Source organism: Pseudomonas sp. efr-133-TYG-103a (assembly GCF_030209235.1).
GTDB lineage: Bacteria > Pseudomonadota > Gammaproteobacteria > Pseudomonadales > Pseudomonadaceae > Aquipseudomonas.
On record NZ_JARVSK010000017.1, the window covers coordinates 142,214 to 165,032 of the forward strand.

At 61.2% G+C, this 22,819-nt stretch carries 22 protein-coding genes; 12 read left to right on the forward strand and 10 right to left on the reverse strand.

Annotated features, from left to right (window positions below):
• Window positions 1–292: 292 nt before the first annotated feature.
• The 5 genes from QRN36_RS16000 to QRN36_RS16020 are packed head-to-tail and all read left to right on the forward strand — an operon-like array spanning window position 293 to window position 6,245.
• Window positions 293–1,744 (forward strand): UbiA family prenyltransferase, encoded by a 1,452-nt coding sequence (locus QRN36_RS16000; RefSeq protein ID WP_285424938.1) that lies wholly within the window; start codon window positions 293–295, stop codon window positions 1,742–1,744.
• On the forward strand, window positions 1,741–3,057 hold the full coding sequence (locus QRN36_RS16005; protein ID WP_285424939.1) for an FAD-binding oxidoreductase: 1,317 nt from the start codon (window positions 1,741–1,743) through the stop codon (window positions 3,055–3,057). The genes QRN36_RS16000 and QRN36_RS16005 overlap by 4 nt, the downstream gene beginning before the upstream one ends.
• Window positions 3,054–3,809 (forward strand): SDR family oxidoreductase, encoded by a 756-nt coding sequence (locus tag QRN36_RS16010; protein ID WP_285424940.1) that lies wholly within the window; start codon window positions 3,054–3,056, stop codon window positions 3,807–3,809. The genes QRN36_RS16005 and QRN36_RS16010 overlap by 4 nt, the downstream gene beginning before the upstream one ends.
• Window positions 3,806–4,777, forward strand: a complete 972-nt coding sequence (locus QRN36_RS16015; RefSeq protein ID WP_285424941.1) for a lysylphosphatidylglycerol synthase transmembrane domain-containing protein — start codon at window positions 3,806–3,808, stop codon at window positions 4,775–4,777. The genes QRN36_RS16010 and QRN36_RS16015 overlap by 4 nt, the downstream gene beginning before the upstream one ends.
• 37 nt (window positions 4,778–4,814) lie before the next feature.
• Window positions 4,815–6,245, forward strand: coding sequence for a glycosyltransferase family 39 protein (locus QRN36_RS16020; protein WP_285424942.1), 1,431 nt, complete (start codon window positions 4,815–4,817; stop codon window positions 6,243–6,245).
• Window positions 6,246–6,275: 30 nt separating this feature from the next.
• Here QRN36_RS16020 and QRN36_RS16025 read toward each other — a convergent pair whose 3' ends face one another.
• Genes QRN36_RS16025 through QRN36_RS16035 form a run of 3 tightly spaced genes read right to left on the reverse strand, consistent with a single transcriptional unit; the run spans window position 6,276 to window position 9,167 of the window.
• Window positions 6,276–6,485, reverse strand: a complete 210-nt coding sequence (locus tag QRN36_RS16025) for a DUF2945 domain-containing protein (RefSeq protein WP_285424943.1) — start codon at window positions 6,483–6,485, stop codon at window positions 6,276–6,278.
• A gap of 38 nt (window positions 6,486–6,523) precedes the next feature.
• A complete protein-coding gene (locus QRN36_RS16030) occupies window positions 6,524–8,374 on the reverse strand; it encodes a glycoside hydrolase family 15 protein (RefSeq protein ID WP_285424944.1) in 1,851 nt (616 codons plus the stop codon).
• Entirely contained in the window at window positions 8,367–9,167 is an 801-nt protein-coding gene (locus QRN36_RS16035) for a glucose 1-dehydrogenase (RefSeq protein ID WP_285424945.1), read from the reverse strand. The genes QRN36_RS16030 and QRN36_RS16035 overlap by 8 nt, the downstream gene beginning before the upstream one ends.
• Before the next feature lie 500 nt (window positions 9,168–9,667).
• On the opposite strand from QRN36_RS16035, the gene QRN36_RS16040 reads away from it, so the two are divergent.
• Window positions 9,668–10,597: a LysR family transcriptional regulator gene (locus tag QRN36_RS16040; protein WP_285424946.1), complete on the forward strand. Its 930-nt coding sequence runs from the start codon at window positions 9,668–9,670 to the stop codon at window positions 10,595–10,597.
• 120 nt (window positions 10,598–10,717) lie between these two features.
• Here the strand turns inward: QRN36_RS16040 and pstB are convergent, their stop codons facing one another.
• From pstB to QRN36_RS16075, 7 genes are all read right to left on the reverse strand, one after another.
• Window positions 10,718–11,497, reverse strand: coding sequence for a phosphate ABC transporter ATP-binding protein PstB (pstB, locus tag QRN36_RS16045; protein WP_285424947.1), 780 nt, complete (start codon window positions 11,495–11,497; stop codon window positions 10,718–10,720).
• Window positions 11,497–12,375, reverse strand: a complete 879-nt coding sequence (pstA, locus tag QRN36_RS16050; protein ID WP_285424948.1) for a phosphate ABC transporter permease PstA — start codon at window positions 12,373–12,375, stop codon at window positions 11,497–11,499. Before pstA ends, pstB begins: the two co-directional genes overlap by 1 nt.
• Window positions 12,372–13,367, reverse strand: coding sequence for a phosphate ABC transporter permease subunit PstC (pstC, locus tag QRN36_RS16055; protein WP_285424949.1), 996 nt, complete (start codon window positions 13,365–13,367; stop codon window positions 12,372–12,374). Before pstC ends, pstA begins: the two co-directional genes overlap by 4 nt.
• 70 nt (window positions 13,368–13,437) lie before the next feature.
• Window positions 13,438–14,457, reverse strand: coding sequence for a phosphate ABC transporter substrate-binding protein PstS (gene pstS, locus QRN36_RS16060; protein WP_285424950.1), 1,020 nt, complete (start codon window positions 14,455–14,457; stop codon window positions 13,438–13,440).
• Between the two features lie 356 nt (window positions 14,458–14,813).
• Window positions 14,814–16,121, reverse strand: a complete 1,308-nt coding sequence (locus QRN36_RS16065) for an MFS transporter (protein ID WP_285424951.1) — start codon at window positions 16,119–16,121, stop codon at window positions 14,814–14,816.
• 57 nt (window positions 16,122–16,178) lie between these two features.
• A complete protein-coding gene (locus QRN36_RS16070; RefSeq protein ID WP_285424952.1) occupies window positions 16,179–17,372 on the reverse strand; it encodes a CaiB/BaiF CoA-transferase family protein in 1,194 nt (397 codons plus the stop codon).
• Between the two features lies 1 nt (window position 17,373).
• Window positions 17,374–18,204 carry an enoyl-CoA hydratase/isomerase family protein gene (locus tag QRN36_RS16075; RefSeq protein ID WP_285424953.1) on the reverse strand — a complete coding sequence of 277 codons (831 nt, stop codon included), beginning with the start codon at window positions 18,202–18,204 and terminating at the stop codon, window positions 17,374–17,376.
• A 261-nt stretch (window positions 18,205–18,465) separates the two neighbouring features.
• On the opposite strand from QRN36_RS16075, the gene QRN36_RS16080 reads away from it, so the two are divergent.
• From QRN36_RS16080 to QRN36_RS16105, 6 genes are all read left to right on the forward strand, one after another.
• Window positions 18,466–19,149 carry a GntR family transcriptional regulator gene (locus tag QRN36_RS16080; RefSeq protein WP_093459160.1) on the forward strand — a complete coding sequence of 228 codons (684 nt, stop codon included), beginning with the start codon at window positions 18,466–18,468 and terminating at the stop codon, window positions 19,147–19,149.
• Between the two features lie 113 nt (window positions 19,150–19,262).
• Window positions 19,263–19,580: a hypothetical protein gene (locus tag QRN36_RS16085; protein ID WP_285424954.1), complete on the forward strand. Its 318-nt coding sequence runs from the start codon at window positions 19,263–19,265 to the stop codon at window positions 19,578–19,580.
• 411 nt (window positions 19,581–19,991) lie between these two features.
• Window positions 19,992–20,306: a putative quinol monooxygenase gene (locus tag QRN36_RS16090; protein WP_285424955.1), complete on the forward strand. Its 315-nt coding sequence runs from the start codon at window positions 19,992–19,994 to the stop codon at window positions 20,304–20,306.
• A 222-nt stretch (window positions 20,307–20,528) separates the two neighbouring features.
• On the forward strand, window positions 20,529–21,860 hold the full coding sequence (locus QRN36_RS16095; protein WP_285424956.1) for an OprD family porin: 1,332 nt from the start codon (window positions 20,529–20,531) through the stop codon (window positions 21,858–21,860).
• Window positions 21,861–21,969: 109 nt separating this feature from the next.
• Entirely contained in the window at window positions 21,970–22,383 is a 414-nt protein-coding gene (locus QRN36_RS16100) for a cupin domain-containing protein (protein ID WP_285424957.1), read from the forward strand.
• Between the two features lie 146 nt (window positions 22,384–22,529).
• A complete protein-coding gene (locus QRN36_RS16105; protein ID WP_093459165.1) occupies window positions 22,530–22,793 on the forward strand; it encodes a hypothetical protein in 264 nt (87 codons plus the stop codon).
• The last annotated feature ends 26 nt before the right edge of the window (window positions 22,794–22,819 follow it).

The following is a 22,819-nucleotide window of genomic DNA, read 5'->3' on the forward strand; positions in this document are numbered from 1 at the left end:
CGATTGCCGCTATGAACGACAGCCTGTTGCCCTGTTTTTTTTGCCCGCTATACCTGCCTCGAAGGGAAACCCCTGAATTCAGCACACTTTCACGCAGTCATTAGTTGGTCGCCAATTAACTGGCATCCTACTGTTTCAATATCGAAACAACTTTGATCGAGAGAACGACTTAAACCGTCTTTTTATTCTGGCGCCAAGTGCCCGACGGGGTTTGTACAGCCCTTTAATTTAAATGAAGTTGCTGAAAATCAATTTTGTTTATAGTCGGCTCGACCCTAAAGGAGCACTCGCTATGGCCAGAATTCAGGGACGAGTTCTTGAAACTTTCCCACCCTTGGTTGTCGATCTGGACGGTACGTTGTTGCGTTCGGATCTGCTCATGGAAACGGCAATGGCCTTTGTCCGAAGCCAGCCGCTGAAAGCGTTCAAGTTGCTCGGCTGGTTGTTCAAAGGCAAGGCGGCGTTGAAGGAAGGCCTGGCGCTGAATACCGAAATCGATGTGTCCGTCCTGCCTTACGACCCACAGATCATCGAAATGATTCAGCGCGAAAAAGCCAGCGGACGCATGGTGGTTCTGGCCACCGCGAGCCATGTCAGTCTGGCCGAGCGTATTGCCGAACACTTGCAGTTATTTGATCTGGTGCTGGCCTCCAATACCAATCGAAACTTGTCCGGGCCGCATAAACGCGACTTGCTGGTTGCCCACTTTGGCGAGGGCGGATTCGACTATATCGGCAACTCCAAAGATGACCTGCCGATCTGGAAAGTGTCGCGTCAGGCGTATGTGGTCAATCCCGATTCCGGCGTCGAATCCCGTGTTGAGGCCATGACCCAGGTCGAGCCGACCCTTCACACCAACACCCCGGCGCTTCGGGACTGGCGCAAAGCATTGCGCTTGCACCAGTGGCTGAAAAACGCGCTGATCTTCGTTCCCCTCCTCGCTTCGCATCGTCTGGCGCAACTGGAGCTGATGAGCGACGGCGTCATTGCATTCCTCTGCTTCGGCCTGTGCGCCTCCAGCGTCTACGTGCTCAACGACCTGCTCGATCTGTGCGACGACCGCCACCACAAGAGCAAATGCAACCGTCCCTTCGCCAGCGGCCGGCTGTCGATCAAGGCCGGGCTGATGCTGGTGCCGACGTTGCTGATCGTCTCTTTCGGCGCCGCTCTGTTGCTGCTGCCCTGGCAATTCGCGGCGGTCATGGCCGCCTATTACGGCCTGACACTGGCGTACTCGCTGAAGCTCAAACGCCTGATGGCCTGGGACGTGATCGTCCTGGCGATGCTCTACACCGCGCGGATCATCGCAGGCGTCGCCGCCTTCAACCTGACGCTGACGTTCTGGATCCTTGCGTTTTCAATGTTCATCTTCCTCAGCCTGGCGATGGTCAAGCGTTATGCCGAACTGCGCGATGCGCGGGCCAGGGAGGTCAATACCTTCGCCCGCGGTCGCGGCTATTACCCCGGCGATCTGGACATGATCGCCTCGCTTGGCGCGTCATCGGGGTATCTGGCGGTGATGGTCCTGGCGCTGTACATCCAGGACGCCAAGACCACCGAGCTGTACGTGACGCCGCACGTGATCTGGCTGGCGTGTCCGCTGCTGTTGTTCTGGGTGACGCGGGTGTGGATGCTCACCCATCGTGGGCAGATGAATGAAGACCCGGTGGTGTTCGCCATCCGCGACCGCACCAGCCAGTTGATCGGCCTCGCCTTCCTGCTGATGTTCTGGATCGCCGCATGAGTGCGCCGCTGTATTCCTGGGGACGGTTTCCCCGCAGTCCGCAGCGAGGTCACAGCTGCGTGTGGCTGGACGAATTGCCGAAGCATCTTGACCGCGTGATTGGCGACCACCGCAGCAGTCTGCCCTATGGCAACGGCCGCAGTTACGGCGACAGTTGCCTGGCCGCCAGCGACCAGGTGCTTCACATGCGTTCGCTGGACCGCCTGATCGAGGCCGACTGGGCCACGGGGGTGATCAAGGTGGAGGCTGGCATCACCTTGGCCGAAGTGCTGGCCGTCGCGATTCCGCAGGGCTGGTTCCTGCCGGTCACGCCAGGCACGCAATTCGCCACGGTGGGCGGCGCCATCGCCAACGACGTGCATGGCAAGAACCACCACGTGCGCGGCACCTTTGGCCGCCACGTGCTGAGTTTCGGCCTGTTGCGCCACGGCGAGCCCCAGATGACCTGCGCGCCCGGCACCAATGCCCCGCTGTTCAGCGCCAGCATCGGAGGCCTCGGGCTTACGGGGATCATCCATTGGGCGCAGATTCAGCTGATGCCGATCCGCGCCAGTCAGATCGACACCAGCACCGTGCGCTTCGCCAATCTGGCGGAGTTTTTCGCCCTGTCGGCCGAACTCGACGATCATCACGAATACAGCGTGGCGTGGATCGATTGCCTGGCCAAGGGCGCCGACACCGGACGCGGCGTGTTCATCGTCGGCGACCACGCGCAGTACGGCTCGCTGGAAGTCGGCCAGCGCAAGAAACTCAGCGTGCCGCTGACGCCGCCCGTCTCGCTGATCAACAAACTCTCCCTGAGCGCCTTCAACAACCTGTACTGGCGCGTGCACCCGAGCCAGCGCACCTGTGGCCGCAGCGCCTACGAACCGTTTTTCTATCCGCTGGACCGGGTCCTGCACTGGAACCGCATCTACGGCCGGCGCGGCTTTCAGCAGTACCAGTGCGTCGTGCCACAGGCCAGCGCGGAGCCGGCCATGGCTGAATTGTTGCGCGCCATCGCCGACGCCGGACAAGGCTCGTTTCTGGCCGTGCTCAAGCGCTGTGGCGACCTTCGCTCGCCGGGCTTGCTGTCGTTCCCGATGCCAGGCACCTCGCTGGCACTGGACTTTCCGCAGAGTGAACAGCTGGAGAACGTCGTGTTTCCACGCCTGGACGACATTGTCCGGGCTGCGGGAGGCCGCTTGTATCCGGCCAAGGATGCCCATATGAGCGGCGCCGACTTTCGTCAGGCGTATCCCGCCTGGGAGCGACTGGAAGCGCTGCGCGATCCGTCCCTGATGTCCCGTTTCTGGAGCCGTGTGATCTTATGAAGCAGATAGCCGTAAAGAAAGTCCTGATCATCGGTGCCACGTCGGCCATCGCCAGCGCCTGCGCCCGTCTGTGGGCCAGTGAGGGCAGCGATTTTTTCCTGGTGGCGCGCAATGTCGACAAACTTCAGCAGACCGCCGCTGACCTCAAGGCGCGTGGGGCGAGCAACGTGACGTTGCATGAGATGGACGCCAACGACATCGATGCCCACCCGCTGATGCTCGGCCGTTGCCTGACCGCGCTGGGCCAGATCGACATCGCCCTGATCGCCCACGGTACCCTGCCCGATCAGAAGGCCTGCGAACGGGACGTGAACCTGGCGCTGCGCGAGTTTGCCAACAACTGCACTTCGGTGATCGCGCTGCTGACCTGTCTGGCCATGCAATTCGAAACCCAGCGTTGCGGCAGCCTGGCGATCATTTCGTCGGTGGCCGCCGATCGCGGCCGGCCGTCGAACTACCTCTATGGCAGCGCCAAGGCGGCGGTTTCCACGTATTGCGAGGGCCTGCAGGCGCGCCTGTTCAAGGTGGGCGTGCACGTCACCACCATCAAGCCGGGCTTCGTCGACACGCCGATGACCCAAGGCCTGTCGCTGCCGGCGGCGTTGCTCGCGCAACCGGCCCAGGTCGCGCAGCGGATCGTCAAAGGCATCGCCAACAAAGTGCCGACGCTTTACGCGCCGGGCTTCTGGGCGCTGATCATGTGGGTCATCCGCTCGATCCCGCAGCCGGTTTTCAAGAGGCTCAACCTGTGAACGGCTCGCCGCATCTGTCCGGCTGGCGTTACCAGGCGGTGGTGCTGTCGGTGGTCGGGTCGGCGCTGGGCTATCTGGGCTTTTCCCTATGGGGCGGCTGGCAGGCGGTGGGGGCCGCCGTGAGCGAGGTCGGCCTGATAGGCATCCTCATCGCGCTGTTCATGTCCTCGGTGAATTACGGCCTGCGCTTCGTCCGCTGGCAGGCGTACCTGAAGGTGCTCGGCCATCCGATGCCGTGGCGCCCGAGCCTGAATATCTACCTGGCCGGCTTCGCCCTGACCACCACGCCCGGCAAGGCCGGCGAAGCCCTGCGCGGCGTGCTGCTCAAGCGCTGGGGCGTACCGTATCCGCAGAGTTTCGCGGCGTTTTTCAGCGAGCGCCTGTCGGACCTCTTCGCCGTGGTGCTGCTGACCCTGTTCGGCCTGTCGCTGTACCCCGAAGCGATGCCGATGATCGTCGTGGGCGTGGCGCTGGTGGTCGTCGGGCTGGTGGTGCTGTCGCAGCGTCGTCTGCTGGAACGTCTGACGCTGATGGTGCCGACCGAGGGCGGCAAAGTGATCAGCCTGCTGCGCCATCTGTTGCAGGTACTGATGCACGCCCAGCAATGCCATCGACTGCGCCTGATGCTGGGCCTGACGATCCTCAGCGTCATCGCCTGGAGCGCCGAGGCGCTGGCCTTCGACTGGATCCTGCAATGGATGGGCGCGGACATTCCGCTGACGTTCGCGGTGTTCGTCTACGCGCTGGCGATGCTGGCGGGGGCGGTGAGCTTCATGCCCGGCGGCCTCGGCGGCGCGGAAGCGGTGATGGTCGGCCTGCTGGTCTGGAAAGGCATGAGCAGCGCCGATGCGGTCGCCGCCACCGTGTTGATCCGCCTGGCCACGCTGTGGTTCGCCGTGGCCATCGGCGCAGTGATGTTACTCAAGCTCAAAGGCGAGGCAACGCCTCAGGGCCAACCGGTTCAGTAACGCTTCCAACGTAAAAAAGGGACAAGGAGTGCAAGTCATGGTGGCAGTCATGCGTTATCGAGCGTCGGTACTGATTCCCGCGCTGTTGGTGATCGGGGCGATCGTCGCCAGTTTTCTCGCATCCAGCGGTCCGATTCAGTGGATGGACAACGGCATGTTCCTGGCCGACGCCTCCGAAGGCCGCTATTTCAGCCAAACCCTGGGGCCGCTGGATCACCCGCTTTACCTGTTCGTCACCACCGCGCTCTTCGCAGGCTTCGGCCCTTATGTGCTGAGCCTGATGAACTCGCTGCTGCTGATTCCGCTGGGCTGGGCGATCTTCCGCCTGGCCAGAGGCGTCGGCGCCAACACCCGGCAGGCGCTGCTGGCCGTCGCTGCCGCCGTGCTGTGTCACTGCGTGTTCTGGGTCTCCACCAAGGCCGAGGTCTACCTGCTGCATACGCTGCTGGTAACGCTGGCGTATATGCTGCACTTCTGCGACCGGCAACGCCTGGGCGCGCTGCCTTCGCTGTTCGTCATCGGCGTGCTGACGGGCCTGGCGGCTGGCATCCATCAACTGACGTTCATCGTGCTGTTCCCGCTCTACCTGCAGCTGCTGTGGCAGCACAAGGCGCGAATCCTGATGGCCGTTCCGGGCTTCGCGCTGGGCTTTGCCGTGGCGATTCCGGGAATCCTTCACGAGATGCAAAGCGGTCTGGGGCTGATCGATATCGCCCATCGCTACCTGATCGGCATTCCCGACAAGACCACCGAACAGAGCTGGCAGGGGTCGCTGTTCCGCTTCGATGACATGTGGCACGAGAAAAATTCCGTGGCCCTGCTGATGCTGTCGCTGATCGGGCCGCAGCTGGTGGGTCTGCTGCTGTTCCCCAAGCGCCCGCAGCTGCGGTTGCTCTGGTGCGCGGCGATGATGAACTTCATCTTCGCGGTGTCGTACAACGTCACCGACCGCTTCACGTTTTTCCTGCCCGGCGCGGTGTTGCTGAGCATTATCGGTGTGGTGCAACTGGACGCCTGGCTGCAGCGCAGAAACGCAGACGGTCTGAGCAATGCCGCGCCGCTCAGCGGGCCGGTGACGATTCTGGCGGTGTACGCGATCTACGCCAGCGGCATCGTCACGCTGCCCACGCACAAGGAAGCGCTGCCGTTCCGCGACGACATTCACTACTTCATGGCGCCGTACTTGCGCGACCGGTCGGCCGAGCAGTTCGTGCGCAGTTACGAAAAATCCGCCCCGGAAGGCGCGCTGATCATCGCCGACTGGACGCCCAACGGCGCCCTGCGCTCGGCACAGGCCAGCGGCCTGCTCAAAGGGCGGAATTTCGAGTCGTGTGAAGAAGTGGCCAACATCGATGCCTACCTCAACGGGCCGGGCGCGTACCTGGCGCGAACCAGTTATTGCGGGATGATCGCCGACCGCTTCACCTTGGAAACCCTGGCCGTCGGGTATGAGCTGAGGGCCAAATAGACCGGGCGAAAGACGGGCGCGGCGCTCGGGCTAGACCTTCTCCAGCGCCGCTTCCTTGTGCAGCGCCGAATGCCCGGTCTTGTCGCTCTTCACCTCGTATTGCGGCTCGTCTTTGGAAGCGGGGCGATGGCGCCCCATGAATTCGACATCCTGGGTGTGCACCTTGGTAACTTTGCCGACGACGTGGCCGACGTCCGAGTTCCAGCGCACGTGGTCGCCGACTTTAAAAGCGTGAGGCATGTGAGATCTCCTTGCTTCAGGGCTTGTGGTTCAGGGGCTCAGGGCTGCCAGAGCGTCTGGCTGCCTTCGAGTTTGCGATCCAGAAAACTCGCGGCGCTGATCAAAGCCAGATGACTCAACGCCTGTGGCGTGTTGCCCAGGTGGTGGCCGTGTGCGTCGAACTCTTCAGCGTAAAGCCCCAGCGGGTTGGCGTAGCGCAGCAACTGCTCGAATTCCAGGTGCGCCTGCGCCACGCGTCCGGCCCTGGCCAGGCACTCGACGTACCAGAACGAGCACGCGACGAACGCGCCCTCTTCCCCTTCCAGGCCATCACCGTAGTCATCGTCATTGCGATAGCGGAACACCATGCCATCGCGTACCAGCGTGCGTTCGATGGCGTCCAGGGTCTGGAGCCACTTGGGGTCGCTGGCACCGACGAACCTCACCAACGGCATCAGCAGCATCGAGGCATCGAGGTTCTTGCTGCCCTTGTGCTGGACGAAATGCCCAAGATCGTGATCCCAGAAGTTCTCCCAGATATCATCGTGAATCGCCTGACGCTCCCTGTCCCAGCGCTCGAACGGCGCAGGCAGCGAACGCTTGAGGGAAAGTCGCAGCGCCCGGTCCAGCGCGACCCAGCACATCAGCCGCGAATGCAGGAAATGCTGATCGTCGCCGCGCATCTCCCAGATGCCGACGTCCTTGCTGCGCCAGTTCTCGCACAACTCGTTGACCAGCCGCGTGGTGTGTTTCCAGCCTTCGTGAGAAATTGCTTCCCCGTATTTGTTGGCCAGATAAACCGCATCGAGCAGTTCACCGTAAATGTCCAGTTGTGTCTGCTTGTACGCTTCGTTGCCGATGCGCACCGGCGTCGCGCCGCCGTAGCCGGACAAATGCGTGAGGTCTTCTTCGGGCAATTCCTCGCGACCGTCCAGCGAGTACAGAATGCCGAGCTTGTTGGCGTCTTCGCAGCAGTCGCCCATGCGCTCGCGCACCCAATGCATGAAGCCGTTGGCTTCTTCGGTGTAACCCAGGCGCATGAAGGCATAAACGGTGAACGAGGCGTCGCGGATCCAGGTGTAGCGATAGTCCCAGTTGCGCCCGCCGCCCTCTTCTTCCGGCAGCCCGAAGGTGGCCGCCGCCACGATGCCGCCGTGCTTGCGGGAGGTCAGCAGTTTCAGCGCCAGTGCCGAGCGATTGACCGTTTCCCGCCAGCGGCCACGGTAATTGGAGTGCCGACTCCAGTGCTGCCAATAGCTCACGGTGCTCTTGAGGTCGCAGTCGCATTGAGAAGCCTGGACCGCCTCATCATCGGCGCCGCCGAGCATGAATTCGACGATGTCGCCTTGCTTCATCTCGAAGTCAGCAACCGCCGCGTGATCGTCGATCTGCAAAGGTGTGGTCGCAGACAGTCTCAAGGCCGGCTGCCCCGGTGCTTCGAACCGGACATCCTGATCGTCCATCCGCGCGACCGTATCAGCCCGGCTGTAATCATGTCGCACCCGGCAAAACATGCGCACCGCCGTGTTGCCATGGCGCACATGAATACGCCGTACCAACCGCGGCAGGCTGTCGACTTCCGATGCAATCGGCATGAGGTCAGTCACTTCGACCACGGCATCCTTGGCAATCCAGCGGGTCATCAGCACGTTGGTTTCCGGCAGGTACAGCTGCTGCCGACGGGCATCGGGGAGGATGGGCGACAGCTGGAAAATCCCGGCCTTGGGCGAATCCAGCAGCGCAGTGAAGATGCTTGGGCTGTCGAAATCCGGCCAGCAGCAGAAATCGATGCTGCCCGTATCCGCCACCAACGCGGCGCTGCGCATGTCGCCGATGATGCCGTGGTTCTCGATGGCGTTCTGCGCTTCGTCGCGCAGGTCGACGGGGCGTTGCTGGGTGGGCTCAACCATTGTGACGGAACTCCGGGTACAGGCTCATGCCGCCGTCGATGAACAGCGTGGTGCCGTGCACATAGTCGGACGCGTCGGATGCCAGCCAGACGACAGCGTTGGCGACGTCCTCGGCTTCACCCACCCGCCCGTAAGGGATCAATTCCAGCAGCTTCTTCTCGGCGTCGCCGCTGGTGGCCTGAGTGTTGATGGCCGTACGAATGGCCCCGGGCGCGATGCTGTTGACCCGGATACGCTGCTCGCCGACTTCCTGGGCGATGCTGCGCATCAGCAGATCGACGCCGCCCTTGGAGGCCGCGTAATTCACATGCCCGGCCCAGGGAATGACCTGATGCACCGAACTCATGTGAATGATCTTGCCCAGCGCGCGGGAGATGTCCGGCCGGATTTCCTGTTGTGCAAACTGACGCAGCGCCGCGCGAGCACAGAGAAACTGGCCGGTCAGGTTAACGTTGATCACGGTGTTCCAGTCGTCAAGGCTCATCTCGGCGATGGATGCGTCCTTCTGCAACCCGGAATTGGCAATCAGAATGTCCAGTCGCCCGAACGCCTTGAGGGTCTCGGCGAACAGCTTCTCGACCTCGCGCTCGTCCGACACATCAGCGCCAATGGCAACGGCCTGGCCACCGGCGGCTCGTATTTCTTCAGCCAGCTTTTCAGCCGGTTCAGGCTGAGAGTGATAGTTGACCACCACTGCCGCGCCGGACGCCGCCAGCCCCCTGGCCGCCCCCGCGCCCAACCCGGAACTGGCGCCAGTGACCAGCGCGACCTGGCCCTTCAAGGAAATCTGCATGGAATGTCGAGCCTCATCGTGAGCGTTTCAATGCTGACTGACGGGGCTTGGCGGAAGTTCAGAAAACCCGGCACGCAGCGTGACTGCGTCTACGCCTTGGCGAGGCGATGCAGGCGAAATGGGGCATGAGCCAGCGTGCTGGCGAGGACGGATTTTCAACCACTGCATCTGCACAACCTGCACCGGCCCCTTCCCGGCTGAAGCCGGTCCTACAGACACTGCAAGTTTTCCGTAGGACCGGCTTCAGCCGGGAAAGCGTCGGGTGTCACGCCGTTGATCGAAGGACGCGTCGAAGACCGTTGGCGCCCTCCCACCGGCCATTGGCCGGGCTGGCACCTCTCCTGACCTTGACCCGTCGCGGGCCGCCTGAGGACTGCGATTAACCGGCCAGTCCGCGAAACATGCCGTCAGGCTGGACGTGCACCAATGGCGGTCCATAAACTGTCGTCCATCATTTCGTTACAAAATGGATGACACATGCCGGGCAACGGGGACGTTTTATGAATCGCAATGAGCTGCGCAAGGCGGACATCAACCTGATGGTGGTGTTCGAGACCTTGATGCAGGAGCGCAACGTGACCCGTGCCGCCGAGAAGCTGTTCCTCGGCCAGCCCACGATCAGTGCGGCGCTCAACCGGTTGCGGGCGCTGTTCAACGACCCGTTGTTCATCCGCGTCGGCCACCGCATGGAGCCCACGGCGCGGGCCAACGAAATCATCCATCACCTGTCGCCGGCGCTGGACGCAATGTCGGTGGCGTTGAGCCTGACCCGGGATTTCGACCCGGCCAGCAGCGACATGACCTTTCGCATCGGGCTTTCCGACGACGTCGAATACAGTTTGCTGCCACCCTTGCTGCGCGCCATTCGTGAGGAGGCGCCGGGCATCGTCATTGTCATCAAGCAGGTCAACTACTGGAATGTGTCCGAACTGCTGATGTCCGGCGAGATCACCGTTGGCGTGTGCCTGACCCGGGAATTGCCGGCCAATGCCAAGCGCAAGTTGCTGCGCAGCGTACAGCCGATGGTGGTGCGGGCAGATGCGTCTTCCGAGCCGATCACCCTGGACGAATACTGCTCGCGGCCTCACGTGGTGGTGTCCCACGTGGCGAACATCTCAAGCTTTGCCGATGAGTGGCTGGCGGCGATCGGCCGCAAACGCACGGCGGTTCTGTCGGTGCCGCAATACAGCACGTTGCCGGCGTTGATGGAAGGCACTGATCTGCTGTGCAACCTGCCGGATCATCTGACCCTGGCGATGAGCAAGGCAGGATTGCTGCGCGGCGAACCTTTGCCCTTCATCACGCCCAACCTGGAGCTGTCGATGGTCTGGCTGAGCGTGATGGACACCGACCCCGCCGAACGCTGGCTGCGCAAGCGGCTGGAGCAATTCATGGGCGATCACAGCGCGATCCCGCCGGCGCCGCTCTGACACACCACGTTCAACGTGATGGCTGACGCTGCTGTCAGGAAACTGCGCGCGCCGGTTTCCACGCTGTACACCTCCCGCCCCATGCGTTGACGGCGTCCCTGCCCTCGACTGCCGGGTCGATCAACCGAACCGACCGGTGATGTAGTCTTCGGTCTGGGTCTTGGACGGTTTGGTGAAGATGGTGTCGGTGTCGCCATGCTCGATCAGCTCACCCATGAACATGAACGCGGTGTAGTCCGAGCAGCGCGCGGCCTGTTGCATGTTGTGGGTCACGATGACCACGGTGAACTGCTCCTTGAGCTCGGTGATCAGCTGTTCGATACGGCCGGTGGAGATCGGGTCGAGTGCCGAGGTCGGCTCGTCCAGCAACAGCACCTGTGGGCGCAACGCGATGGTTCGGGCGATGCACAGACGTTGCTGCTGACCACCGGACAGGCTTTGTGCGCTCTGCTTGAGCTTGTCCTTGACCTCATCCCACAGGGCCGCGCCGCGCAGGGCTTCTTCGACACGTTCTTCCATTTCGCGACGCGAGAGCTTTTCGTGGTGACGCACGGCGTAGGCGATGTTGTCGAAAATCGACATCGGGAACGGCACCGGCTTCTGGAACACCATGCCGACATGGCTGCGCAGGCGGTTCATCGAATAGCCCGGCGCCAGAATGTTTTCCCCGTTGAGCATGACTTCGCCCTTGGCTTCCTGCTTCGGGTACATCGAGTAGATCCGGTTGAACACGCGCAGCAGGGTCGACTTGCCGCAACCCGAAGGGCCGATGATCGCAGTGATGCGCTTCTCGGGAATGTTCATGTCGATCGATTTGAGCGAACGATGGCCGTTGTAGAAAAACTCGAGGTTGCGTACCTGGATTTTGGTTTTTTCGTCGGCAAGGGAAAGGTTATTCATCAGGACGCCCTATTGCGCAAAAGGAGAAGACGGGAGCTGAGGCTCAGCACCAATACAAACAAGGTCAGAATCAAGGCACCGGCCCAGGCCAGGGAATGCCAGTCATCGAACGGGCTCATCGCGTACTGGAAGATGACCACAGGAACGCTCGCGATCGGCTTGAGCAGGTCGCTGCTCCAGAACTGGTTGCCGAAGGCGGTGAACAGCAGTGGCGCGGTTTCGCCGGTGATACGTGCCAGTGCCAGCAGAATGCCGGTGACCACGCCGGCCTTGGCGGCCCGCAGGACAATCTGCAGCGTCAGCTTCCACTGTGGCACGCCCAGCGCCAGCGCCGCTTCGCGCATGGTCGAAGGCTGCAGTTGGAGCATTTCATCGGTGGTACGGACCACCACGGGAATCACCAGCAGCGCCAAGGCCAGCGCACCGGCGAAGGCCGAGAAGCCCACCTGATGGTTGGTCACCGCGCTGAGCGGCAGGATCACAGCGGTGTATACGAACAGGCCCAGCACGATCGACGGCGCCGACAGCAGAATGTCGTTGATGAAGCGCACGGCATTGCCGAGTTTCGAGTGGCGGGCGAATTCCGCCAGCCAGATCCCGGCCATCAGCCCGATCGGCGTGCCGATCAGCAGACCGATGCCGGACATCAGGAAGCTGCCGTAGAACGCGTTCGCCAGACCACCGGCCGAACCCGGCGGCGGGGTCATTTCGGTAAACAGGCGCAGATTCAGTGCCTGGAAGCCGTTGACCAGCGTGGTCAGCAGGATCCACACCAGCCACAGCAGGCCGAAGACCGTGGCGCCACAGCTGAGGACCATCGCGATGCCATTCTTGATCGCGCGGACCCGGTACAGGTTTTCGTTATCGACCTTGCTCATACACCCTCCTTGCGCGACAGACGAGACAGCATCAGACGGGCAAACGCCAGCACGATGAAGGTGACGACAAACAACAGGAAGCCCAGCGCGATCAGCGACGAGCGATGCAGGTCGGTGTAGGCCTCGCTGAACTCGTTGGCGATGACCGAGGCGATCGAACTGCTCGGCATCATCAGCGATGCCGAGAACTGGTGGGCGTTACCGAGCACGAAGGTGACCGCCATGGTCTCGCCCAGCGCGCGGCCAAGGCCGAGGAAAATACCACCGACCACGGCCGAGCGGGTGTACGGCAGGACGATGTCCCAGACCACTTCCCACGTGGTTCCGCCCAGCGCGTAGGCGGATTCCTTGAGGGCAACCGGCACGCTGCGGAACACCTCGGTCATCACCGAGGTAATGAACGGCGTGATCATGATTGCCAGGACGATGCCGGCGGTGAGCATGCCGATACCCAGCGGCGGCCCCTGGAAAATCGGACCGATCAGCGGCAGCGCGCCCAGATTGTCGTTGATCCAGGGCGCCATGTTTTCGGCCATGAACGGGCCGAACACGAACAGCCCCCACATGCCATAGATAATCGAAGGAATGCCCGCCAGCAGTTCGACCGCGGAGGCAATCGGCATCCGCAACCAGGGCGGCGCTACTTCAGTCAGAAAAATCGCGATGCCGAAACTCACCGGAACGGCGATCAGCAGCGCGAGAAAGGATGTCACCAAGGTGCCGTAGATCGGGACCAACGCGCCGAAATGGCCGTTGACCGCATCCCATTCAGTACTGGTAAGAAATTCGAAACCAAACGTCTTGAACGCCAGGGCTCCGCCCCAGAGTGTCGAGCCGGCGATGCTCGCCAGCAACAGCAGCACCAACAGAGCCGCTCCCAGCATCGTGCGCCGGAACCAGGCGTCGTGTCGGTGATCGCGGGCCGCGCGTCTTTCGCTCTCGGACGTGACATCCGGAATCACAGCGGACATGTATTGGGTGTTTTCAGTCATGGTGGGTCCACTCGCAAGGAAACCCTGTCACCGAGCGCTCGATGACAGGGGTAAGCCGGATTACATCGAGTTACTTGGTGAACTCGGTCTTCCAGTAGTCTTCGATCTTGCTGACCAGCTCTTTAGGCAGTGGCACGTATTCCAGCGACTCGGCCTGGGCCTGACCTTTTTCCAGCGACCACTTGAAGAAGTCGAAAGCAGCAGCGCTCTTCTCGGCGTTCTTCGGTTGCTTGTACATGATGATCCAGGTGGTCGCGGTGATTGGCCATGCGTCAGCGCCCGGGGCGTTGGTCATGATCAGGTTGAAGTCCTTGGCGCTTGCCCAGTCAGCGGTTGCAGCGGCGGCGGCGAAGGCCTTGGCGCTTGGCTCGACGGTTTTGCCGGCAGCGTTTTCCAGCTTGGCGTAGGCGATGTTGTTGGTTTTGGCGTAGGCGAATTCGACGTAACCGATCGAGCCCTTGATCTGCTTCACGTAAGCGGCCACACCTTCGTTACCCTTGCCGCCTACACCGACTGGCCATTGCACGGCTGAGCCTTCGCCAACGGCTGATTTCCACTCCGGGCTGACCTTGGCCAGGTAGTTGGTGAAGTTGAAGGAAGTGCCCGAGCCGTCCGAACGGTGAACCACGGTGATGTTGCTGTCAGGCAGTTTCAGGTCCTTGTTCAGTGCAACGATCGCTGGATCGTTCCACTTGGTGATCTTGCCCTGGAAGATGTCGGCCAGAACCTTGCCGCTCAATTCCAGCTTGCCGGTTTCGATGCCTTCCACGTTGATGACCGGAACGATACCGCCGATCACGCTCGGGAACTGACCCAGGCCGCCGGCCTGCAGGTCTTCGGCTTTCAAAGGAGCGTCGGATGCGCCGAAGTCAACGGTCGCAGCCTTGATTTGAGCGATACCGCCGCCCGAACCGATGGACTGGTAGTTGATCTTGGTATCAGTGCTCTTGCTGTAGTCTGTCGCCCATTTGGAGATGACTGGGAAAACGAAGCTCGAACCAGCACCAGTGACGTCCGTAGCGTGTGCCATTCCAGTCAGGCACATCGAAGCCAGCAGGAGTGACAGGCGAGTTTTTGTCAGCAGATTCACGGCAATACCTCAACAAGAGAATTTTGTGTGTGTGGTCCGGTTGAAGACCCGATGCAGATTAAAAACCCGAAACATTTCTGTTTGATGACAGTCTCTAGACACTCACGAAAATCTCGGCCGCTCTGTAGGCAATTACCTACACCCTGCAAACGCAAAACCCCCGGTTTCATTGAGGAAACCGGGGGTTGTCTAGTGCAGGACGATTTAATATCAACGGGCCATATCGGCGCCTTTCACAGCCGCTTCACGGCACATTCAGTCGCTAAAAAGCGCCTGAGGCGACACATTTGTGACAGCAATCCCTGCGTTTGCCGCGACGGTTCCCTTCCCGGCTCTTGCCAAAAATGAGAAACGCCTTACTTGGCGATCGCGTCTTTGGGTTCAAGTGTTTCGAAGTTTTGCGATGGCGATTTTTCGTCCGCTACGAAGGCATTTTGCGGCTTCATCGTGAAGGTCATCAGCACCCCAAAAGCCAGCACACCGATGGAGATCAGAAACGGCAGCGTCCAATTGCCGGTCACGTCGATGAGATAGCCCGCCAGCACAGGGCTGATGATGGTCGCCGTTGCAGCCGTGCCGTTCATGATGCCGCTTGCCGTACCGGCGCGGTCGGACGCGATGTCCATCGGCACTGCCCACATGGGCCCCACGGTCATCTCATTGAAAAAAAGCGCCATGGCCAGGAAGATCAGCGAATACAGCGGTTCCTGGAAAAGCAGGACCGGGATCAGCGACAGGCCGGTGCACGCCATGCACACCGCCACCAGATAACTGCGCGCCAGGCGCACGTTGCCGGTGCGGCGCAGCAGCTTGTCGCTGATCATGCCGCCGAGCAGATCACCCACCACCCCGGCGAAGAACACGCCGGAAGTGAACAGCACTGCATCTTTGATGTTCAGGTGGTAGTTGTGCATGAAGTACATGGGTATCCAGCTGAGCATCAGCCAGAGAATCCAGTTGTAGCAGAAGTACACGCTGGAAACCGGCAGCATGCGGCGGAACAACCGCATATAAGTACCGGGCGCGTCGACACGGCGAGGTTTGGGCGCTGGCAGCGCGGCCAGTTCCTGCGCCGTGATGCGCGGATGATCGGCTGGTTTTTCGGTGTACGTGACATACCACAACACCACCCAGCCGAAGCTCAGCGCGCCTAACAGATAAAAGGAAAAGCGCCAGTCGTACGCGGTCATCAGCGCGGCGACAATCAACGGCGCGCAGGCATTGCCCAGGCGGGCGGCGGCGTGCGTGATGCCCTGCGCGAAGCCACGTTTGTCCTTGGACACCCAGGCGGCCATGGCACTGGTCGATGCCGGAAACGTTGCGCCCTCGCCCAGACCGAGCAACATGCGCGCAGCCACCAGGCTGAGGAAACCGCCCGCCATGCCGGTCAGCACGGTGGCCGCCGCCCAGATGAAGGCGCACACAATCAAGGTGCGCTTGGCGCCGTAGCGATCACTGACCCAGCCACCGATGAACTGAAACACCATGTACGGGTACGCGAACGCAGAAAAGATGAAACCCAGTTGCGTGTTGCTCAGCCCCAGTTCGCTGCTGAATTGCCCCGCCGCCGTGCTGACATTGACCCGGTCGACGTAGGTAATGAAGTACATCAGGCACAGCATCATCATGACGACGGTAGTGGCCTTTATTTTTAGCCTGCTCATGATTGCGATCCTCAGCGTTATTTTTGTAGTTGTTCACACCAATGCGCTTATCAGGGTTCAGAGCTCGAGGATGGCGCCCTCTCGCCGCAGCTCGGCGATCTGGCCGGTGTCGTACCCGTACTCGGCAAGGATTTCCAGGGTGTGCTCACCCAGCAGCGGTGACGGTCGGCTGACGTGTCGTGGGGTTTCCGAGAAGCGGATCGGCAAGGCAATGCTGCGCGCCGCGCCGGTGAGCGGATGGTGGGTTTCGACAATCATCTCGCGTTCCAGAATCTGCGGATGCTCGACCGCCTGCGAAATGTCCAGCACCGCGCCCACCGGCAGGCCGGCAAGATCCAGCCGCGCGACCCAGTTATCAGTGGTGTCTTGCGCCAGGCATTCGGTGATCAGCGCAACCAGCGCCTCGCGGTTGTTCATGCGCAACACGTTGGTGGCGAAACGCGGGTCTTCGCTGATGTGTGGCGCGTCGAGCACCTGCAGCAAGCGTTCGTAATTGCCCTGGTTCGCCGCGCCGATGTTGATCCAGCCATCCTGAGTGCGGAACGCCTGATACGGCGTGCTGGTGGAGTTGGCCGAGCCCATCTTCGGCAGGATCACGCCCTCGGAGAAATAATTCGCCGCAGGCCAGTACATCTGCTGAAAGCCGGCTTCCAGCAACGAGGTATCGACCACCTGACCCAACCCGGTTTTCTGCTTGTGCGCGTAGGCGGCGGCGATGCCCAGCGCCGCGAGGATGCCGGCGTTGATGTCGGCAATCGGCGAGCCTGCCTTGATCGGCGCCTGCCCCGGCTCACCGGTCGCGCTCATCAGGCCCGACAAACCTTGCGCGATCAGGTCAAAACCGCCTCTGTCGGCATACGGCCCCGTGCGTCCATACCCGGACACCGAGCAATAGATGAGCCCGGGATTGAGCTGCCTGAGCGTGTCATAACCCAGCCCGAGCTTTTCCATCGTGCCTTTGCGGTAGTTCTCGGTGACCACGTCCGCGTCGGCCAGCATGCGCCGCAGCACATCCTTGCCGCCATCGGTCTTCAGGTTCAAGGCGATGTCGCGTTTGTTGCGGTTCAGGATCATGAACGAGGCGGACTCGCCGTGTTCCAGAACAGGTGCGAAACGGCGGCAATCGTCACCGTCCATTTTCTCGACCTTGATCACGTCGGCGCCCATGTCGGCGAGCATCATCCCGCAGATAGGGCCGGACATGATGTGCGACAGCTCGATGACTTTCATGCCTTGCAAGGGACCGGCCATTTCATTTACCTCCGAAAACAGGTGTGCGTTTGGCCAGGAAGGCCTGGTAACCGATCTGGAAATCCTCGGTGGCGAAGCAGTCGAATGCCTCGTCGTATTCTTGCGCCGTCAGCGGTGCGGGATCAGTGCAGCGCTGCACGAACTGCTTGTGCCACCGGGCGACCAGAGGCGCGCCGTCGGCAATGCGACGGGCGCTTTCCATGGCCTGCTCCTCCACCTGCGCATCCGCCACGACGCGGGTGACGATGCGCTTGTGCAATGCCTCGGCAGCGCCGAAAACACGGCCTTCCAGCAGCATTTCCAGGGTCACGTCAGGGCCGGCAATGCGCATCAGCCCGGCCATCTCGTCATGGGCCATGGCCAGACCGAGCTTGTTGACCGGTACGCCGAAACGGCTCGACTCGCCGCAAATCCGGATGTTGCACAGCGACGCAATGCCCAGGCCGCCGCCGACGCAGATGCCGTGGATCATCGCCACCAACGGATGGCGGCATTGGGCGATCGCGCGCAGTGCGCTGTGCATCACCGGCCCGTAGTGCCGGGCCAGTGCCTGATTGCCGCGATGGGTTTCGAACTCGGAAATATCGTTGCCCGGCCCGAATGCTTTGGTGCCGGCGCCACGAATGACGATGCAGCGCACGGAGTCGTCGGCGTCCAGCTGGCGAAGGGTGTCGTCCAGCAATTTCCACATCGATAAGGTGGTGGCGTTGAGTTTTTCAGGACGGTTCAGCACGACTGTGGCGAGGTTGCCGTCACGCAGGAGGAGGATTTCGGAAGCGGGCCGCTCGTGCTGGCTGCGAGCGTCGGAGTCGGGCGAAACATGCGTATTCATACAAGCACCTTATTATTTTTGGGATACCATTTCGTGCGTTTGGTATCCCAAATATAGACTTTGCTTTCCGCGACGCAAGTGCTTTTTGCGAGAAATCAGCGGGAGTGGACGAAACGCATCTGCCTTGCAGTTCACGTGAATCGGGCCTCAGGCTCTTCAAGCGGCAACTCGCGTAGATAATTTTCCGATTCACCGGGATAATCGTCGCGGCCTGTGCCGACAGCGCAGCGGGCGGATCCGGGATACCGATGGAGAGGTTTGATGTCCGAACACAACAATCTGGCGAACATCAACGAGGCGGCTTATGCCGCGTTGCGGGAGCGCATCATCAGCGGAGACCTGATGCCCGGCGCCCCGCTGTCCGAACGTGCCTTGTGCGAGCAGCTTGCGGTGTCACGCACCCCGCTGCGGGAGGCAATCAAGATGCTGGCCCGGGAAGGGCTGGTGGAGATTTCCGCGACCCGTCGGGCGAAAGTCGCCAGCGTCAGTCTGGAAGAAGCGGCCAACATGCTGACATTGCTGGCGGCGCTGGAGGGTCTGTCGGGGGAACAGGCCTGTCAGAAGATTTCGGCGGCCGACATCGCCGAACTGGAGGCCTTGCAGGCTGCGATGCGCCTGTCCCATGAGCAGAACGACCTGAGCAGTTATTTCAGCCTCAACCAGCAGATTCACCTGAAAATCCTCGACGTCGCAGACAATCGAGTGCTGTCGGAGATGTTCAATAACCTCAACGCCCGGCTGCGCCATGTACGCCGTCGCCTGAACCCGACTCCGGGCCGATGGCAGCAGGCGATCAACGAACATGAACAGATGCTCACGTACCTTAAAAAAGGCGACAGCAAAAAACTGCGCGCCCTGATGGAAGATCATCTGCGCAACAAAATCGATGTGTTTCTGGCGACGATGCTGGAACATGGCATTGTCAGCGCGCGGCGTTCGGCTTGATGGCGAGGCGCGGCATGACGCTGGGGGTCTGATGACCGTCTGTCGGCAAGAATGCACCTCTGCACAGCGACGACGGACCAATGTGTATCCATGACAACAAAGGGATTCACATCATGATCAAGACTAAACTGACTGCCCTGACGCTTGCCGGCCTGATGGCTGTTGCAACTGGATCTGCGTTCGCCGCCGAGTCTACCGGTCCAACCAATCCGGACAGCACCACTGGCCCGCGTCCTAGCAGCGCCGGCCCGAACACGGATGGCACGCCTAAGACCCCGAACAGCTCGACCCCAGGCACCAAAGGCATGGGCAGCAGCGACGGCAACGGCGCTACGGGTGAAGGCGGCGGCATGAGCAACGGCAACGGCATGGGCGGCAGCGGCGGCGGCGCAGGTGGTGCGGGCGGCTCGGGTGGTTCGGGCAGCAAGTAACAGCCCGTGAATAAAGCGCGCAGACTGGCTGTCTTTTTCGCCTGACACCCTGTTCGAGCGCTTGGCACTGTGTGTCGAACCAAGTGCCTCTCAAGTGCGGCTTGTTCTCTGTAGTCACTCTGAATGACCACAGTAGACAAGCCGCATTTTCGTGAGCATCACGCCCTCCAGATGCGTTCTCACGAACGCCATCTCCCGCCCCGTTTCCCTTCTTCGCTTGCTTGAATTGGTCTGCTGCTGATTCCCCGGATTGGTCATTGGCCGCTTGCCCCTTTGCGCCCTACCCTCAACGCGCTGGAAATCATGTGCCAGCCAGGCGGAAAAATCCGCGAGTGACGCTACTATTGAGAGCTGCGTATCGCCCTGCCCCTTTCTAACGCCCCCGAACCTGTTGCGACGGAGACATCCTGCATGACCGAGGAAGCCAAGAACACTGTACGTATTTATGCGGCTCATGGCCGATCGGAAGAACTGGGCGCCTACCTGGCGTCGATTGTCGAACGCCTGCCATCGATCCCCGGCTGCGTGTCCAGCGTGCTCAATCGTGACGCCCTCGATCATGATCTGTGGACCATCGACGTCTGCTGGCAGTCCTGTCAGGCGATGAACGCGCATTTCGCTCAACCCAGCAACGAGGGCCTGAATGGATTACTGAGCAACCGCTTCGTCCGGCATGTTGCCTTCGACAGCGACTCGGAGCGATGCAACTTGCCCGGTGCGCGCTGACATGAGCCACCCGTGACAATCTGAATTTCCACTTTAACGATTGGCGATAATTGGCTGTTTACTAAACCAATCGTCAGAAAAACCCCGATTGGAGGACCGATTGCGCCCATGAACTGGCGAAGCGTCTGACAGGGATTATCCTTTGCGTCTTGCGGGCAAGTTGGTGCTATTGCCACTCGTGTAATAGCGAACTGCCTCAAAGACCCAAGAGGTAATGCCATTATGAGAGTGATGACTCTGAGCCTGATTGCCCTGGCGGTCTCGGCTGGATATGTCCAATCAGTAGAAGCAGAACCCTTCGTCAGTGATCAGGCCGACGCCAAAGGGTTCGTCGAAGACGCCGGTTTCGACGTCCTGTTGCGCAATTACTACTTCAACCGAAACGGCAAGAGCGGTGCCGATGACCAGCGCGACTGGTCTCAGGCAGCAATGGCCAACTTCAGCTCCGGCTTTACGCCGGGAACGGTCGGGTTCGGCGTCGATGCCTACGGCTGGTATGGCTTGAAGCTGGACGGAGGCGCCGGACACTCTGGCACCGGCAACATTCCGGTGGACAGCAGCGACAGCCCCGAGGACGAATTCTCCACGGCGGGCGGCGCGCTCAAGGCGCGCATTTCCAGAACTGAGCTCAAATGGGGAACGATGCAGCCCACTGCGCCTGTCTTCGCCGCTGGCGGCACCCGGCTGTTCCCTCAGACGGCCACCGGCTTCAGCCTGCAGAGCAGTGAGTTTGAGGGACTGGACCTGGAAGGCGGTCACTTCACCGCCGGCAACGGCCCGCAACACACCCGCTCCAGCGGCGAACTCTATGCCGCGTATGCCGACGTGACCACCAGTAGCGTCGACTTCGTCGGCGGCAAATATTCGGTCAACGACAGCCTTTCCTTCCAGCTGTATGGCTCGGAATTCAAAGACGTCTGGCGTCAGTACTACGGCAACGCCAACTACGTGCTGGCACTGCCCGCCGAGCAGTCACTGACCTTCGATTTCAATATTTACCGCACCACGGACGAGGGCCAGGCCAAGGCCGGCAGCATCGACAACACCACGTGGTCCCTCGCCGCCGCCTACGATTTCATGCCCGGTCACACGTTCACCCTCGCCTACCAGAACGTCCACGGCGACGAGCCGTTCGACTATGTCTCGTTCGGTGACAATGGGCCTGGCACCACAGGCGACTCGATTTTCCTCGCCAACTCGATTCAGTATTCGGACTTCAACGGCCCGGGCGAAAAATCCTGGCAGGCACGTTATGACCTCTCCATGAGCACCTACGGCGTACCGGGTTTGAGCTTCATGGCCCGTTATGTCAACGGCTGGGACATCGATGGCACCAAGATGGCCGCCGACAGCCCCTATCGTGATTACGGCTACGGGGACAACGGCAAGCATCACGAAACCAACCTGGAAGCCAAGTATGTGGTTCAGAACGGGCCCGCGAAGGATCTGTCTTTTCGCGTCCGTCAGGCGTGGCATCGGGCGAATGCCGATCAGGCCGAAGGTGATCAGGACGAGTTTCGGCTGATCGTCGACTACCCGATCTCCATCCTCTGATCTTGAGCGCAAGCTGATTGGCCTAACGATCTTTCCGCAGATTGGGAGTGTGACCCGTGCCTGGCCAGGCCTAACGTGTCGGCTGTCACTCTCATTCACAGGACCGATCATGAACGCTCTGAAACTGCTCGCTGCCGCCCTCTCCTGCGCGGCCCTTTGGCTGCCGCTCGGCGCGCTGGCCCATGACGCCGGACAGGAAAAAGTCACCGTGCTGGAGAGCCACCCGATGCTCAATGCGCCAGGCAAGAAGGCGATGGTGCTGACGGTCGATTATCAGCCCGGACAGGTCTCGATTCCGCACAGCCACAGCGGCAGCGCGATCGCCTACGTACTCGAAGGCGCGGTCATTTCCCGGGTCAACGAGGGCAAGGCGACCACCTACAAGGCTGGCGAAACGTGGTACGAGCCGGCCGGTTCGAAACACTATGAATCGCGAAACGCGAGCACCCGCAAACCGGCGAAACTGCTGGTCTTCATCCTGCTGGACGACAACGCCGAGATCCTCACGCCGCTGCCGAAATGATCGACCGTCCGCTGCGCGGAGGCTCTGGCGTGCGGCGCCGTCGGTCAGCAGGTGAACGTGGCGACCTCAATTTTTCCGCTCGACTGTCGATAAGCCATCAGTAGAGCCCGCATTCGGGCCGGACTTGATAAGCAAAAGGCACAGGCATGTACAACATTTTTCTGCTGGTAGAACACGGCCGCGATCAGGGCGAAGTTTCAGTGCTTGGCTGGTTCGATGACGAACGTGCGGCGAAGGACACCGCAGAAGCCATGGAATGGAAGGCCTACCGCGAAGAGGCCAAGCGTCATCACCAATGGTCGGCGCAGCCGCTGCTGCCGCCGGACCAGACCCCGCATCGCCGGTTCTGGGTCAAAGGCATCTCCAAGTTCACCCACACCCCGGCTCCACGCTCGTGGGCGGTGCATTAAGGTCGCAGTCGATTCCCGCAGGGGCT

Excerpts from the sequence above, each read along its gene's own strand:
- QRN36_RS16000 (WP_285424938.1), top strand. The coding sequence starts at position 293 with ATGGCCAGAATTCAGGGACGAGTTCTTGAAACTTTCCCACCCTTGGTT.
- QRN36_RS16005 (WP_285424939.1), top strand. The coding sequence starts at position 1,741 with ATGAGTGCGCCGCTGTATTCCTGGGGACGGTTTCCCCGCAGTCCGCAG.
- QRN36_RS16010 (WP_285424940.1), top strand. The coding sequence starts at position 3,054 with ATGAAGCAGATAGCCGTAAAGAAAGTCCTGATCATCGGTGCCACGTCG.
- QRN36_RS16020 (WP_285424942.1), top strand. The coding sequence starts at position 4,815 with ATGGTGGCAGTCATGCGTTATCGAGCGTCGGTACTGATTCCCGCGCTG.
- QRN36_RS16025 (WP_285424943.1), bottom strand. The coding sequence starts at position 6,485 with ATGCCTCACGCTTTTAAAGTCGGCGACCACGTGCGCTGGAACTCGGAC.
- QRN36_RS16030 (WP_285424944.1), bottom strand. The coding sequence starts at position 8,374 with ATGGTTGAGCCCACCCAGCAACGCCCCGTCGACCTGCGCGACGAAGCG.
- QRN36_RS16035 (WP_285424945.1), bottom strand. The coding sequence starts at position 9,167 with ATGCAGATTTCCTTGAAGGGCCAGGTCGCGCTGGTCACTGGCGCCAGT.
- QRN36_RS16040 (WP_285424946.1), top strand. The coding sequence starts at position 9,668 with ATGAATCGCAATGAGCTGCGCAAGGCGGACATCAACCTGATGGTGGTG.
- pstB (WP_285424947.1), bottom strand. The coding sequence starts at position 11,497 with ATGAATAACCTTTCCCTTGCCGACGAAAAAACCAAAATCCAGGTACGC.
- pstA (WP_285424948.1), bottom strand. The coding sequence starts at position 12,375 with ATGAGCAAGGTCGATAACGAAAACCTGTACCGGGTCCGCGCGATCAAG.
- pstC (WP_285424949.1), bottom strand. The coding sequence starts at position 13,367 with ATGACTGAAAACACCCAATACATGTCCGCTGTGATTCCGGATGTCACG.
- QRN36_RS16065 (WP_285424951.1), bottom strand. The coding sequence starts at position 16,121 with ATGAGCAGGCTAAAAATAAAGGCCACTACCGTCGTCATGATGATGCTG.
- QRN36_RS16070 (WP_285424952.1), bottom strand. The coding sequence starts at position 17,372 with ATGGCCGGTCCCTTGCAAGGCATGAAAGTCATCGAGCTGTCGCACATC.
- QRN36_RS16075 (WP_285424953.1), bottom strand. The coding sequence starts at position 18,204 with ATGAATACGCATGTTTCGCCCGACTCCGACGCTCGCAGCCAGCACGAG.
- QRN36_RS16080 (WP_093459160.1), top strand. The coding sequence starts at position 18,466 with ATGTCCGAACACAACAATCTGGCGAACATCAACGAGGCGGCTTATGCC.
- QRN36_RS16085 (WP_285424954.1), top strand. The coding sequence starts at position 19,263 with ATGATCAAGACTAAACTGACTGCCCTGACGCTTGCCGGCCTGATGGCT.
- QRN36_RS16090 (WP_285424955.1), top strand. The coding sequence starts at position 19,992 with ATGACCGAGGAAGCCAAGAACACTGTACGTATTTATGCGGCTCATGGC.
- QRN36_RS16095 (WP_285424956.1), top strand. The coding sequence starts at position 20,529 with ATGAGAGTGATGACTCTGAGCCTGATTGCCCTGGCGGTCTCGGCTGGA.
- QRN36_RS16100 (WP_285424957.1), top strand. The coding sequence starts at position 21,970 with ATGAACGCTCTGAAACTGCTCGCTGCCGCCCTCTCCTGCGCGGCCCTT.
- QRN36_RS16105 (WP_093459165.1), top strand. The coding sequence starts at position 22,530 with ATGTACAACATTTTTCTGCTGGTAGAACACGGCCGCGATCAGGGCGAA.